This window comes from Bacillus cereus group sp. Bc061 (assembly GCF_027715825.1).
Lineage (GTDB): Bacteria > Bacillota > Bacilli > Bacillales > Bacillaceae_G > Bacillus_A > Bacillus_A paranthracis.
Window position 1 is genome coordinate 1,043,071 of record NZ_JAQFTZ010000001.1, and the last position, 13,901, is coordinate 1,056,971.

Below are 13,901 nucleotides of genomic sequence, written 5' to 3' on the forward strand. Positions count from 1 at the left end.
TATACCACCTTTATTATAGAGAAATTTGAAAATAATTCGTCCAATACTTGTCATATATAGAATTCTTTAATTTTTTGGTTAATCCTACTTTTTACATGTATTTTAAGGAGGAAATAAAAATGAAGAATGTAAAAGCAGTCTGTACTGTTTTAAATAGTATGTGTGGTTGGGGAGAGATGTAGATTACACACATAAATAAACCATAAAAATGTTATGTAAACTATTTGTGCATATGGAATATATTTTCCTTATAATTTGTATTTTATAATATATAATAGAAAGTAATTAAGGGCGGTTATTTGAAAGGAGTGATGTTTTATGAACAAACAGAAGAAAATCAAGCATGAGGTAAAAATAAATTGAGTATGCGTATCATACCTCTATCAACTACGTTCGCTCAAAGCTAGGAGCAGCACATGATAAATATTAAAATTGGAAAAAATCAATACCCATTAACATTGGCTGAGGAGCATAATTTTGATTGGTTAAAGGATGTAGAAGTGTTTACTGTGTTTGATCAGCAAGATTCAGGAAATATTAGCTTTGGTATTATTGAAAATGGAAAACGTTATTTTTTGAAGTATGCAGGTGCACGCAATTTAGAATACAAAGGCAAGATAGAGGACGCGATCCAACGATTAATGAAGGCAAAAGAAGTGTATGAACAAATTCAACATCCTTTACTAGTTCCATATATTAATCCTATTCAAATGCAAAACGGATTTTGTTTAAGGTTTCATTGGATTGATGGGGAATGCATGCACAATCATTGGGACTTTACACCGTTTGAAAAGCACCATGCACCAAATTCGCCTTTTGTTAAGCTAAGACAATTATCAGTGACGGAGAGACTTAACATATTGACACAAATTTTTGAGTTTGCAGCCTATGTGGAGTCATTAGGATATGTCATGGTTGATTTTTATGACGGTAGTATTTTATATAATTTTGAGCAATCAAAACTTACGATCTGTGATATTGATTTCTTTCAAAAAAAACCTGTATTCAATAAAGTTGGGGAGGATTTTTGGGGAGCAGGTCGTTTCAAAGCACCTGAAGAATATGAACTGCATGCACAAATTACAAGCGAAACGAATGTGTATGTGTTAGCCGGAATTGCTTTTGCTTTTATTGGCGGGAAAAATGATAAAAGCTATGAGAAATGGGAGAGCACACTAGAATTATATAATATGTGTAAAAAAGCTCTACATAAAGAAAAAAATAAAAGATATCGCACTGTTCAAGCGTTTTATGAAGATTGGCTGGCATATATAGGGGAAATTGGTGGATCTTTTTCACAAAGAATCAATAGCATAAGCGTTAATAGAGGGGAAAATACAAAATGAACGAATTAGAGTACAAAAACTTTTATGATAAAGTAGGAAGAGTAAATGGATGGGATTTTAGTAAAATAAAATGTGAAACTGTAGGAGATTCATGGGACTTTTACGGGGAAGTGAAAGAAAGATGTAAACTTTCAGACACCCTACTTGATGTTGGTACAGGTGGAGGAGAAAATGTACTTAATATAGCATCTTCAGCTAAACTGTTAATTGGAATTGATAATTCTAACGGCATGATTGAAACGGCACATTCCAATTTTAAAAAATCAGGTGTACAAAATGTTGAGTTTTTTCAAATGAATTCTGAAGCGTTAACGTTTCCGCCTGCCCATTTTGATATCGCTTCTAGTTGTCACGCACCGTTTATAGCATCTGAGTTAGCAAAAGTAATGAAACAAGGTGCTTTTTTCTTAACACAACAAGTAAGCGAACATGATAAATTAAATCTTAAGGAAGCATTTGGGCGAGGACAATGCTTAGGTGAAAGAGATGGCATATTAAAAGAAAAGTATATGAGTGAACTTATTAGTGCAGGATTTGAACTCGTGCAAGTACGTGAATATGATGTGACTGATTATTACAGAACGCCTGAAGATCTTATTTTCTTATTAAAACATACGCCTATTATTCCTAATTTTGGAGAAGAGGCAGAAGATTTTACTATTTTACAAAGTTTCATTGATGTTAATAGTTCTGAAAAAGGGATTCGTACGAATTCAAAAAGATTTATGATTATTGCTGTAAAATCTTAATGTATTTTATTGTAAAAGCAGCTTTTCGTTTAAGGAAAGGCAGCTTTTTTATATAGGAACAATGCAGGGGAAACTTGAAAAAATAAAAATAAGTAAAGTGTTAATCAAAAAAATGAAATATGGAGGATAATGGTGTTGAAATGTTACTGTACTAGCAATGAAAGAAGCTAACATATTCATACTAAAGTTGTAGTTTTTATATGAAAAATCCATCCTTCCGTTTGATTTTATCTATTTATAATTGTAATACAATACGAATAGATAGTATGAAATAGGGGGACGTAAAATGATTACACATATTTCTGATATAAAACTACAAACTGTTTCCATAGAAGGGGTAAAACAAGTTTATAGGGACGTATTATCTTTTCCAATAAAAAAAGAAACAGCATCCTACATTCAATTTGAAGTAACACCATATACAACAATTAGTTTTCAAGAAGTGTATGAGCCAATTGCACCTGCGCACTTCGCCTTTGAAATTTCATATTCAAAATTTCATGAAACAGCAAAATGGCTTGAAAAGTCTGGGTTACTCATTGTGAAATGGAAAGATGGAAATATAATTGGTGAGGAGAATAATCTATTCAATTTATACTTTAAAGACGGAGATGGAAATCTTCTCGAAATTATTGCACATAGTTATGTTAAAGAAGATGTATTAATACCGCATTCACCATTAAACGTTTTATATGTAAGGGAAATCGGTCTTCCCGTTAAAAGTGTACCTGTATTTACGAAATGGTTAAAATCAAATCTAGATATGAAAACGATGGAAGATGGGGATATTTTTAACTTTGTTATAGGTGGCACTGCATACATTGTCGCAACTTGGTGGCAGCGACCATGGATTCCGATTGCGATGAAAGCTTTACCACCGAAAGTACATGTTTCTTTTGGAACACCAGATCAAGCATTTTTACAACGCATACAAAATAACTTGAAGAAAAATAGTGTTCCATATGAATGTAAACATAATGAAGTATCATTTATTCAGCAAGGGTATTCATTTACTATCTTGCATACACCAAATCTCCATGCTGATATTCCAAGTAAATTAAACTTACCGCTTTCTATTTAAGGATGGAAAGCGGTAAGTTTTTTTGTATAGTCGTGAAGAAGGTTTTAGCTAGGGTTATAGTGAATGTAAAGAGAAGTATAAGATGTTATTCTAATTTATGTTAAGGGGAGAAATGAAGTGGTTTTAGGTAATCCAATTGCAAAAGGGAATACAGCGGAAATTTATCTATATGATAATAAGATTGTGAAATTATTTAAAGAATATCTTCCAGATACAGAGTCTATGAATGAAGCAAAAAAACAAAAATATGCTTATTCATGCGGGCTGCCAGTTCCAAACGTATTTGAAGTGATAAAGATACAAAATAGACAGGCAATTATTATGGAATACATAAAAGGGGATAGTATTGGTAATCTCCTGCTTAATAATTTAAATAAAGCAGAGCATTACATATGTTAAACTCAATATAAATAAGGAAGGAGAGTTTAATATGAATATTTCTAGAAAAATAGAGGTTGAGCAATTACGAAATGCGAAGAGCGAGCTGTTTGATAAAGATGTATTAAACATATTGAATGGTCAAATGATGTATGAAGAATTTAAAAATGAAAAGCTAATGGGTGATTCTGATTACGCACCATTTAATGAAGCGATGTGTGTAAACCAAGTTACTACACTAGTTTTTGATAAAGAATTTATTAAGACAAGGGCAGCAGGACATAACAGTTCAGTAGAAAGTTACACAAAAAAGGTTATAGATCCATTAAAGAAACTTTTTACGAAAGAGTATAAATGTATTGTTTTATGGTTTGGTGAAGATATGTTTTGTCAAATGAACTTACTTACAATACTTTCATACCTTGAACAGTCTCGTTATGAGGGGAAGGTATACTTAAATAGCTTCAGAGAAGATGAATTTAAAGTAAATCAAATTGAACTTGAATTAGGAAATTATTCTTCGGTATACAATGAAGTATTAGTAAATCATAAAAAGACTTTCTATAAGGTACCACCTGTAATGTATCAGGCTATAGATCTATATTTAAAAATGCTAAAAGAAGATAATGCTGTAATGAAATTTATCTCTAAAAATAAAGATTTATCAACTCAAGAATTATTAACAAAGTTGTTTCAACTATTTCCAACAATCGGATATGGTGATTCTCAGTATATAGAGGTGATTAATAAAATAAAGAAGAAAGCTACACCAAAAATATAGGTGCAGCTTTCTTCTTATAATTGCTCAAGTAATTCTAATTCTTTTTCTACAAATGCCATTAGTTCCTTAATTGTTTCGTTAGAAAAATCAAAACGAATTCCAGCAGCTTCATATACTTCTTTTATAGATTGCGAGCTTCCTAGTGATAATGCCTTTTTATAATTTTCTAGTGCTTGCTTGGGATCCTCTTTATATTGTTTATACATTTGTAATGCACCAAGTTGGGCGATCGCATATTCAATATAATAAAATGGTACTTCAAAAATATGGAGTACAGGTAACCAACTCGTTGCTATCCAGTTTTCGTAGCCATCAATATGTATGACGTTAGACTGATAATGTTTTTGAAGTTGTAAGTATTTTTTATTTCTTTCTTCAGAAGTATGAGTTGGATTTTCATACAGCCAGTGTTGAAATTGATCGACAATAAGCATAACAGGTAAATATGAAATAACATCTTTAAAGAAGTTAATTTTTGCTTGTTTTAAATCTTTTTTGTCTGTATAGAAGCTATTCCAATAATTAAGCGAGAATAACTCCATTGTCATACTAGCTAGTTCAGCTGTTTCAGCTGGAATTTCTATATATTGTCGTAATTTTAATGGTTTTATAAGTTCGTTATGAATACTATGACCCATTTCATGTATAAAAGTGATAATATCATCTTGTGTATAATTTAAGTTCATAAAAATAAATGATAATTGTGAAGCTGGTAAGTACTCACAAAAGCCTCCAGCTGCTTTTCCTTTGCGGCTTGTTAAATCAAGACAATCGTGTTTATACATTCGGTTTAATAGTGTTGAAAATTCAAGATCTAGTTTATTAAAGATATGAGTGCTCTTTTCAATTAAATCATTTTCATTTGCAATTGGTTTAAGTACTTTTTGATCTGGAGTTACAGCTGATACATCCCACGGGCGAAGCGTATCCACTTGCAGTTTCTCTTTTTTCTCTAGTAATATTTTATCTTTAAGAGGTACAACATACTTACGTATGGATTCAGCTAGTTCATAGCAATCTTTCGCTGAATAATCAAAACGCTCGTATTTTTTGAACATATAATCGCGATAATTCTCTAGTTGAATATTTTTTGCTTTTTGATGGCGAATTTCAATTAATTGATTTAATATGTTTTGGAGTTCTTTTTCAACAGATAAAAATTGTTCAGAAATAATGGTTTTGGCCTTTTTACGGATGTCACGATTCGAATCTTGTAAATAGGATTGTAATTCTGTTATCGTTTTTTCTTCTCCGTCCCAAATTCCAATTAATCCTCCAGTGATTTCAAAGTACTCTGTGACTAATTTGTCTTCCTTTACTTCTAATTCAATATTTTCCTCACAAAATAACTTTTGAGCATTTTTTATTTTTGCATCCAACAAACCATATACGTTAGAATCTAATTCCATTCGAAAAGGTGACTTTAAATATTTATTATCCAATAAATTTTGGTACCGCTTTAAAAGTGGCTTTACAAATTGTTGATCATGTTCAAAAGTATCTTTTATTTCTTCATCATCCGTATTACATTGAAAGGCAATATAATGTGATCTTAATTGTTCTTCGATTTCCCAAATCACTTTTGACTGCTCTTTTAACCAGTTTTCTAGGTCTAGTTTTGAAGAAATCATTTTATTTAATAAAGACGAAAGAGTTTTTTCTAATTGTAGTACATTACTAATATCAATTGTATTTACACGTTGCATTACATATCCCTCACTTTTTATTTATTCATAGAGATATTCTATTTATTAATTGTAATTTCCTTGTTAAGAGGAGGAAATGTGAAATAATGTTAAAATTAAAAATGATAGAAAGGATGTATTTCTTTTTACTTTATAATGACTGTGAGAATGAGGGACCTTTTAAATACTTCTATAAGGGAGTGAAAGAATGTATAAGTATTTACATATTTTAAATGATATAGAAAAAATGATTCAACATGGAGGGATAAAAGAAGGACAGAAATTACCATCAATACGGTCACTCGTTGCGCAATATGAATGTAATAAGGCAACAGTTATACGTGCGCTTCATGAATTAGAAAAGCGTCACATTATATATTCTGTCCCTCAAAGTGGATACTACGTTGTTAAAAAATCGGGGAGTACTATAGAAAATAAAGAGATAATTGATTTCGCTTCTTCAGCACCAGATCCAGATGTTTTCCCGTATTTAGATTTTCAGCATTGCATTAATAAGGCTATTGATACTTATAAAAATGATTTGTTCGTATACGGAACACCGAAAGGGTTACCATCTTTAATTCCAGTCATTCAAAAACAGTTGGCAAATTATCAAGTGTTCACGAAAGAAGACAATATTTTTATAACGTCAGGCGTGCAACAGGCACTTGCAATATTAACTTCTATCTCATTTCCAAATGAAAATGAAACAATATTAGTTGAACAGCCAACGTATCATTTATATATAGAATATCTAGAAATAAATAAAGTTCCAGTAATTGGTATTAAACGTACGAATGAAGGTATTGACTTAAATGAATTGGAACGTATTTTTCGAACAGGTAAAATAAAATTCTTTTATACAATACCAAGATATCATCATCCGCTTGGAACTTCTTATTCTAAAGACGAGAAAGAAAAGATCGTGTTATTGGCTAAGAAATATAATGTATTTATAGTGGAAGATGATTATTTAGCAGATTTAGAAACAGATTCAAAAGCCGATCCATTATATAGCCTGGATCATGGTAATCATGTCATATATTTAAAGAGTTATTCGAAAATTATTTTTCCAGGTTTACGAGTTGGTGTAGCAGTTATTCCACCGATTATTTCGAGTGCTTTCCATACATATAAAAAGATTTTAGATATCGATAGCCCAATGATATCCCAAGCTGCTTTAGAAATTTATATAAAGAGTGGCATGTTCGAACGCCATAAAAATAAAATTAAATCTTCCTATAATAATAGATCTAAAAAACTAGCAGAAGCATTAGAAAGGATGCATAGTGAAAACCCGCTTCTATTCACATATAAAAAGCAAAATACAATTGGAATCCATACTTGTTTAGAAGTACATAAAACAAGTATTTCGGACATGTTGATACAAAGACTAAGTGAAATGCAAATCAGTATCGATACGATTGATAAAAATTATGTGAAAAGTTTTCCGAAACAAAGACTATTAAAGTTAAACGTATCGAATGTAAAGGAAGATAGGATTGAGGAAGGAATTCGTAAAGTAGTGGAAGAAATCAAACAAGTGGAACGTCTAAATTTTCAATTTAAAAAAAGAATAAAATGAATAAGGAGGTTTGTTGTGAGGCGTAAAATAATTCTCTTGTTTGTGTGTACCGTTGTAATAATTTGAGCTATAGTTGTGACTAATTATTATAAAAAAGAAATGCATTGTCGTTGGTAAGTATTCAAGAGGTATTATCATAGGTCAAAATAACGAACCTATATTTAATGTGAAAATTTATGAAGATTCTATTAAAGGTAAGGAACGCAGTATTTCAAATGCAGAAGGTGAATTTGAAATACTAGATGGGGTATGTGGTGAGATTGTTTTACAATTCGTTACTCCAGATGGAGAAATCTATACGAGGAAATATGATAGGAAGCATATACCAAAAGTTATAAAGCTTAATTAGAAACATAAAGGTGAATAAGATGAAACCATTACGGAAAAAGTAGCAGTTGTGGTCGGAGCAACTATATATGTAACTGGATAATTATATATTTTTTAAGAGCACTCTTAGCAAAGGGTGCTCTTTTTCATCATAAATATTTACTTAGCATCTTTTTAAAGTGATTTTTATCATAATTTACATATTGTGTAGCTGTATTTCGTATTGGATCTCCCGCGTAAAATCTTTCGTATAATTCGTGTCTTGATCCTAATGGGCTTCCAATAATATCCCAGGCTAACTTAAATAATTTTGTGCGTTGTTCGGCATCTATATTTGTTCCTTTAAAGTGCTTTTTTAATAAATCAGCTATTGGACTCTGGAAATCAATCGAGCTTGAAGGAAGTTGAATGAAGCCACCTGCTCCAATTAATTGTAAAATTTCTATTGCGCGGGGATAATATTTAGAACCAAGATTCCTTGCAGTTTCGATATATTTAAAGTTTGGTAAATAAGTTTTTGTTTCATTTGTAGTACCTTCAACTTCCGCAGCAATTAAAAGTGCGCGAATTGTTTCGATTTGCATAATTAATTCTCCAAGTTTTTCTTGAACATGCAAATAAGTGTGAGCTCCAATTGCTTCAGCAATTTCAAAAGCAATCGCAGTTATAAATTCTAGCTTTATTAGTAATCGTACTATAGCTTGATGATAAGCTAAACTACTAGAAGCTGTATCTGATTTTATAGCCCAAATTGCTTCTGGATTGTTATAAAGTAAAACACGTTCCCAAGGGACAAATACATTATCGAAGATTAATAGTGCATCCATTTCATCATACTGTGAGCTAATAGGGGAATCAACTGTGCTTGAAGTTGTATTTGCATATGGTTCTCTACAAACCATATGTAATCCTGGAGAATTGGCTGCCACGATAAGAAAGTGAGCTAAATCTTTTTGAGCGTCAGTCAGTTTTGTTAATGGGTAGATTAATAAATCATTTGAATAAGGAGAAGCAGTTCCTATCATTTTCGCACCACTTAAATAAATTCCATCAGAAGTTTCCTTTGTAACTCTTAGCAACCCTAAGTCATTTGCATTTAACATTGATTCTGTTGAGCGATTTATTTGTGGATCACGTTGGACTACACTTAAAAACAAGTGATTATCCCTAGCTTTTTCGTAATAAGATGCGATTTTATCTGGAAACTGTGCATCGAACTTTTTATAAAAATCTCTTGATACGTACCAGCCAGTAAGTCTCGATCTTGCGTAATCAGATAGTCTACTCATTACACCGTCTGTAGCATAACCCCATGTTTCAAATGCAGTTCTTCTCATTAATAATTCATTATAGGAATTCGGAACTAAAAATGATTTATGAACAAAGTCTTTCGTTTTTGGGCTCACATATCCAATAGAATCTCTATGTTTGGGATCATCAAATAACGAAAATAAATTAGAAATGGTACATAGTGTCCCCGAAAAATTGTTGTCTGTAGTTACATCTACTTTTTTTCCATAGAGCCAAACATTTCGACCATCTTGTAAGCTCTTTATATAGTGATCCTTTAAATTTTGCATATTTCCTCCTTTTAAAGACTACTCATATATTTGTACATCTTTTAATGGTGGTGAATATACATGGAATGTTATTGCTGTTGAATCTGTAGCATTATACATTTTATGCACAGTATCTTTTTTTACGGTGAAAATATTTCCCTCTGTAAACTCTTCAATCCATTCTCTATTTTTTTCGTACGTAATATTTTGTAGCGTACCATTGACTATTAATATACATCCTATAGATATTCCGTGATCATGAATAAGAGTCTTTGCTTTTCTAGGGAAATTTAATACTAAAATCTCCACAAATTCAGACTTATAGATAACATTTCTTCCGTATTCAAGGTTAAGTGGTGAAGTAATAAAAGGAGATATTTTATGAAGTGTAATATTTAATGATTGAATAGCGGATATTAGATTTGCCGTATCGTAGTCACATAAGTTATGAAACGCTTTTTTTATGTTATGAATCAATTGCATGTAAAACTTCCTCCTAAGCATGTACATTAAAAGAAAAAGTAATCTAATATTATATAGAGCGTAGTGAATTACATAATATTGTATTGAAACATTAAAAAAAAGTGACTTCTTTTACTTAGGAAGATTATTTAATTTGAAAATTAAGGTAATTACTTCCATTAACATGATATGCTTGAACTATATACTTTTTTATTGGAAAGGTGATGAAATAAATGGCAGTTCTTTTAGTGGAAAATCTATTTCAAATGTCTATTGTTTTATTACTTCTATGTTCATTTTGTTTTTATAGATATTTAAAGAAAATCAAAAGGGAAAGAAAGCTTACAGGTTTTGAAATTACGATGTATATCATGACGCAACTTGCGTATTTCATTTGGGCGGCAACAACTTTTCTTAAAATGTTGTCAGAATAGTTAATGTAGGGCTAATTGTTTATTAGGTGCTGGGCAGAAATGTACGGTAAACAAAGGCAAAGGACAAAGATAGGCTTATAGAATTAGGTAAATAAATATAGTCGGTATCTAGATTGATTACAATCTCACTTATAAAGTCTTTACAAAAAGAGCAGGGAATACGGTCATAATTATGTCGAACACAAAACAAATCGATGACACCACCGTTAGAAATCCCCTCATGTTTTACATTCAAATACATCCTTTTTAATTTCGTAATGGAAACGCATTGTCCAGCTACATACTCATTTATACCATATCCATCAAATTCAATTATCATGTTATCACTGTTGGGTGCTAGCCAACGTTATAGCTTAAATTTTTGATGAATCTATTATACATTGTTTGAAATTTAGTGAGAATAAATTTTATAAAATGAGAGGGTTATAAATGGAACAAAATAAAATAGTTTTAGAAGGACCAAAATACCTTAAGTGGAAAACGTGTAAAATAAAGTCTATACAGGATGATGAAATTATCGTTAAAACAATTGCAGGTGCAATAAGCATTGGAGCAGAGTTACCTCAGTATAATGGATCCGATGTTACAGATACACATCCTATTTATCCAAGAAAAACTGGATATGAAAGTTACGGTGAAGTGATTCAAGTTGGTAATAAAGTAAAGAATTTAAACATAGGAGATAAAGTAGTTTCTTTTTATGGACATGAAACGATAGGAGTAGTTAAGGGGTATAAAGTAATTCGAGTACCTAGTTATATAAAACCTAAAGTAGCTTTATTATCTATTCTTTCGTGTGATGCTGCTAAAGGTATATTGAAACTAAATCCGCGACAAGATGAAAAGGTACTTATAACTGGAATGGGAGTTATCGGTTTACTTGCTTTTTATTTCTTAAAATACTATGTAGGTGTTAAGCATGTAGATGTTGTTGAACCTAATAAAAATAGAAGAGATTTTGCAAAGAAGTTTGGTGCGAAAAACATATATGCTTCAGAAGAACAAATAATAGAAACATATAATTACGGTTTCGAATGTTCTGCTACAAATAGCGGATTTCATACATTACAAAAAGCACTTAAAACTAATGGACAAATATGTATACTTTCTGATGGTAATATTGAAGAACTAACATTAACCGCTGATTTTTATGAGAAAGAACTGCGGATCATTGGTTCAAGTGACGGATATAATTATCAACAACATGCAGATTGGTTTTTTAGTCAAATAGAAAAAACACCATGGATAGAAGAGATTTTTCAACATGAAATACAACATACAGGACTCATTCAATGTTTTGAGGAATTAAGTCAAGGAATAATTACCCTTTTAAAAGTATTTGTCTCATATGAATAATGGACAAAATGACCAGGTACTTGTCACATAGCCCACATATGTTTAGACACTAATATGATAGCAGAGCGCGGAGTAACATGTACGGGGATTCTTTAATAGGTACAACGGGTTGTGAAAACAGAGAATGGTTTTTGCTCTTTCATTATGTACAAATAGTATATTATCTTTCTCAGTGTACATATTAAGTAAAGAGTTTAATATCAAACATAAAAGGGGGGATAATATGAATGAAAATAAGAAAAATGAAGAATTGATTAAATTTAAGAAACAATGGTTTAATGAAGATAATCAACCAATAGCTGGAATAGAGTTAACTTTACCGCCTGATATAGGCAGCATGTTAGACTCCAAATCAGTTGATGATGAAAGTGAAGAAAGTAATAATGAATAAGTTTAATCTATATGCATCCATTCGGGTGCTTTTTATTTTTTTGATAATGGAAGATGGATTATCAAATCCTTATTGAAAAAAGGTTGGTCAAAATAGATTCTTTTTCAGTATATGTAAGTTTAATTTTTACAAAAAAGTTTAATTAAAATACATTTAGAATGCTATATGAAATGGGAATGCTAGTAACATTCACCATTAAAGGATTGGGCTATTATGAATATGATTTTTGAAAGCATTATTTTAATTCTGACTGGGATTATTGCATTAAAAATGACAGGTAGTAAATCTGTTAGCCAAATGACAAGAGCTGAAATCATTATAGTAGTATCAATTGCACGTATTATTGTAGAACCGGTATTAAGTAGGAAAGTAGTCCCATCTATATTTGCAGCTGCAATATTTGCGTGCGTACTTCTTATCATTCATTTCTTTGAATTGAAATCAAAGAAGATGGAACAATTCCTAAATGGCAGTAGCATTATAATAGTAGAAAATGGAGAGATTGTAAAAGAGAATTTGATGAAGGCGAAAATGTCGGAACAACAACTATATATGCAATTAAGAGAAAAAGGGATTCATGATTTAAAAAGTTTACAGCAAGTTACAGCTGAACCAAATGGGCGGATTGGTTACCAATTAATAGAGAAAGCTCAGCCAATCACTTTAGAAGTGTTAGAAAAAGTAATAGATCAGTACAATATAAAAAGATAATTTCTTATGTGAAATGCCAATATACAATTGAAGTATTGGCATTTTTTATTTTTTCTAATTGTAAAAGCTAATATTTAGAATAGATATTCAGCCAATCTTTAAATTAGATATAGGCTTATTAATATGCTATATTCAATGGACCTATAGTGACTGTGGTGAAAAAAGCAGCGTTAAAATGGAATAGGTCTTTCATGTGATATTAAACATGAGATAAAAATAAGGAGATAGAAATATAATGGAATTTTGGGAATCAAGTTTTATTGAGAAACAAACGATGTGGGGGTTTGAACCTACAGAATCTGCAATTTTGACAAAAGATTTTTTTGTGGAAAACAATGTTAAAGACATATTAGTTCCGGGTATTGGCTATGGAAGAAACGCAAAGGTATTTATCGAAAATAGTATAAATGTAACAGGTATTGAAATTTCGAAAACAGCGATCGATTTAGCAAGAGAAAACGGACTAGAAGATGTTAGTATCTATCACGGTTCAGTAAATGAAATGCCTTTTGATAATAAACTGTATGATGGTATATTTAGTCATGCACTTCTTCATTTGTTGAATGAACAGGAAAGAGAGAAATTTATTAAAGATTGTTATAATCAGTTAAAACCTGGTGGATATATGGTTTTTACAACTGTTTCTAAAAAAGCTCCAATGTATGGCAAAGGAAAACAGTTGGATAAAGATTATTATGAGATAATGGAAGGTGTAAAAATGTTCTTCTATGATTCTGAATCTATAAAACAGGATTTTAAAAAATATGGACTAGTACAAGTTTCGGAAATTGATGAACCAAATAAGAACATGGCAAATAAACCTTCAATCAACTTTTTAACGATAAAATGTAAGAAAGAACTATAACTAAAAGTTATTAAGAATGATTGAATATATTTATATATTAATTATGCACAAATAAAGAGGACAAGCATATAATAGAAATACCTTTTAACTTTAAGTAACCTTAACTTTCGTTAATAGGGTATCTCAAAATCCCCAAAAGAGCACTTGCGGAAACAAGTGCTCTTTTATTTTTTGTTTCATAAATATTTAAA

13 protein-coding genes and 3 pseudogenes are annotated in these 13,901 nt (G+C 30.8%); 12 read left to right on the forward strand and 4 right to left on the reverse strand.

Going from position 1 to position 13,901, the window contains the following annotated elements; all coding sequences use genetic code 11:
* Positions 1-416: 416 nt before the first annotated feature.
* The 5 genes and pseudogenes from PDQ40_RS05370 to PDQ40_RS05390 all read left to right on the forward strand — a co-directional run.
* Complete coding sequence (locus PDQ40_RS05370) at positions 417-1,346, forward strand: serine/threonine protein kinase (protein WP_048557845.1); 930 nt, start codon at positions 417-419, stop codon at positions 1,344-1,346.
* Positions 1,343-2,095: a class I SAM-dependent methyltransferase gene (locus tag PDQ40_RS05375; RefSeq protein WP_071741692.1), complete on the forward strand. Its 753-nt coding sequence runs from the start codon at positions 1,343-1,345 to the stop codon at positions 2,093-2,095. Before PDQ40_RS05370 ends, PDQ40_RS05375 begins: the two co-directional genes overlap by 4 nt.
* Before the next feature lie 286 nt (positions 2,096-2,381).
* A complete protein-coding gene (locus PDQ40_RS05380) occupies positions 2,382-3,176 on the forward strand; it encodes a VOC family protein (protein WP_000627958.1) in 795 nt (264 codons plus the stop codon).
* 117 nt (positions 3,177-3,293) lie between these two features.
* Positions 3,294-3,569, forward strand: a pseudogene (locus tag PDQ40_RS05385) (aminoglycoside phosphotransferase); the annotation flags it as partial.
* Positions 3,565-4,335: pseudogene (locus PDQ40_RS05390) on the forward strand (AraC family transcriptional regulator); the annotation flags it as partial. The pseudogenes PDQ40_RS05385 and PDQ40_RS05390, both read left to right, overlap by 5 nt.
* Positions 4,336-4,349: 14 nt before the next feature.
* Here the strand turns inward: PDQ40_RS05390 and PDQ40_RS05395 are convergent.
* Complete coding sequence (locus PDQ40_RS05395) at positions 4,350-6,041, reverse strand: M3 family oligoendopeptidase (protein ID WP_098947452.1); 1,692 nt, start codon at positions 6,039-6,041, stop codon at positions 4,350-4,352.
* 187 nt (positions 6,042-6,228) lie between these two features.
* Between PDQ40_RS05395 and PDQ40_RS05400 the strand changes: the two genes are divergently transcribed.
* Both PDQ40_RS05400 and PDQ40_RS05405 read left to right on the forward strand, forming a co-directional pair.
* Positions 6,229-7,605, forward strand: coding sequence for an aminotransferase-like domain-containing protein (locus PDQ40_RS05400; RefSeq protein WP_098947454.1), 1,377 nt, complete (start codon positions 6,229-6,231; stop codon positions 7,603-7,605).
* A 69-nt stretch (positions 7,606-7,674) separates the two neighbouring features.
* A pseudogene (locus PDQ40_RS05405) lies at positions 7,675-7,954 on the forward strand (carboxypeptidase regulatory-like domain-containing protein).
* 127 nt (positions 7,955-8,081) lie between these two features.
* On the opposite strand, the gene PDQ40_RS05410 reads toward PDQ40_RS05405, so the two are convergent.
* Positions 8,082-9,512, reverse strand: a complete 1,431-nt coding sequence (locus PDQ40_RS05410) for a 4-hydroxyphenylacetate 3-hydroxylase family protein (RefSeq protein WP_061184397.1) — start codon at positions 9,510-9,512, stop codon at positions 8,082-8,084.
* Between the two features lie 18 nt (positions 9,513-9,530).
* A complete protein-coding gene (locus PDQ40_RS05415) occupies positions 9,531-9,974 on the reverse strand; it encodes a cysteine dioxygenase (protein ID WP_001175997.1) in 444 nt (147 codons plus the stop codon).
* A gap of 212 nt (positions 9,975-10,186) precedes the next feature.
* On the opposite strand from PDQ40_RS05415, the gene PDQ40_RS05420 reads away from it, so the two are divergent.
* Positions 10,187-10,387, forward strand: a complete 201-nt coding sequence (locus PDQ40_RS05420; protein WP_000279690.1) for a hypothetical protein — start codon at positions 10,187-10,189, stop codon at positions 10,385-10,387.
* A 22-nt stretch (positions 10,388-10,409) separates the two neighbouring features.
* Here PDQ40_RS05420 and PDQ40_RS05425 read toward each other — a convergent pair whose 3' ends face one another.
* Complete coding sequence (locus PDQ40_RS05425) at positions 10,410-10,706, reverse strand: hypothetical protein (protein WP_050552160.1); 297 nt, start codon at positions 10,704-10,706, stop codon at positions 10,410-10,412.
* Positions 10,707-10,816: 110 nt separating this feature from the next.
* Between PDQ40_RS05425 and PDQ40_RS05430 the strand changes: the two genes are divergently transcribed.
* From PDQ40_RS05430 to PDQ40_RS05445, 4 genes are all read left to right on the forward strand, one after another.
* Entirely contained in the window at positions 10,817-11,743 is a 927-nt protein-coding gene (locus PDQ40_RS05430; RefSeq protein ID WP_000437243.1) for a zinc-binding dehydrogenase, read from the forward strand.
* 223 nt (positions 11,744-11,966) lie between these two features.
* Positions 11,967-12,134 carry a hypothetical protein gene (locus tag PDQ40_RS05435; RefSeq protein ID WP_046197366.1) on the forward strand — a complete coding sequence of 56 codons (168 nt, stop codon included), beginning with the start codon at positions 11,967-11,969 and terminating at the stop codon, positions 12,132-12,134.
* Between the two features lie 213 nt (positions 12,135-12,347).
* Positions 12,348-12,845 carry a DUF421 domain-containing protein gene (locus PDQ40_RS05440; protein WP_001055961.1) on the forward strand — a complete coding sequence of 166 codons (498 nt, stop codon included), beginning with the start codon at positions 12,348-12,350 and terminating at the stop codon, positions 12,843-12,845.
* Between the two features lie 235 nt (positions 12,846-13,080).
* On the forward strand, positions 13,081-13,710 hold the full coding sequence (locus tag PDQ40_RS05445; protein WP_000397616.1) for a class I SAM-dependent methyltransferase: 630 nt from the start codon (positions 13,081-13,083) through the stop codon (positions 13,708-13,710).
* Positions 13,711-13,901: the final 191 nt, after the last annotated feature.

Excerpts from the sequence above, each read along its gene's own strand:
- PDQ40_RS05370 (WP_048557845.1), top strand. The coding sequence starts at position 417 with ATGATAAATATTAAAATTGGAAAAAATCAATACCCATTAACATTGGCT.
- PDQ40_RS05375 (WP_071741692.1), top strand. The coding sequence starts at position 1,343 with ATGAACGAATTAGAGTACAAAAACTTTTATGATAAAGTAGGAAGAGTA.
- PDQ40_RS05380 (WP_000627958.1), top strand. The coding sequence starts at position 2,382 with ATGATTACACATATTTCTGATATAAAACTACAAACTGTTTCCATAGAA.
- PDQ40_RS05395 (WP_098947452.1), bottom strand. The coding sequence starts at position 6,041 with ATGCAACGTGTAAATACAATTGATATTAGTAATGTACTACAATTAGAA.
- PDQ40_RS05400 (WP_098947454.1), top strand. The coding sequence starts at position 6,229 with ATGTATAAGTATTTACATATTTTAAATGATATAGAAAAAATGATTCAA.
- PDQ40_RS05410 (WP_061184397.1), bottom strand. The coding sequence starts at position 9,512 with ATGCAAAATTTAAAGGATCACTATATAAAGAGCTTACAAGATGGTCGA.
- PDQ40_RS05415 (WP_001175997.1), bottom strand. The coding sequence starts at position 9,974 with ATGCAATTGATTCATAACATAAAAAAAGCGTTTCATAACTTATGTGAC.
- PDQ40_RS05420 (WP_000279690.1), top strand. The coding sequence starts at position 10,187 with ATGGCAGTTCTTTTAGTGGAAAATCTATTTCAAATGTCTATTGTTTTA.
- PDQ40_RS05425 (WP_050552160.1), bottom strand. The coding sequence starts at position 10,706 with ATGATAATTGAATTTGATGGATATGGTATAAATGAGTATGTAGCTGGA.
- PDQ40_RS05430 (WP_000437243.1), top strand. The coding sequence starts at position 10,817 with ATGGAACAAAATAAAATAGTTTTAGAAGGACCAAAATACCTTAAGTGG.
- PDQ40_RS05435 (WP_046197366.1), top strand. The coding sequence starts at position 11,967 with ATGAATGAAAATAAGAAAAATGAAGAATTGATTAAATTTAAGAAACAA.
- PDQ40_RS05440 (WP_001055961.1), top strand. The coding sequence starts at position 12,348 with ATGAATATGATTTTTGAAAGCATTATTTTAATTCTGACTGGGATTATT.
- PDQ40_RS05445 (WP_000397616.1), top strand. The coding sequence starts at position 13,081 with ATGGAATTTTGGGAATCAAGTTTTATTGAGAAACAAACGATGTGGGGG.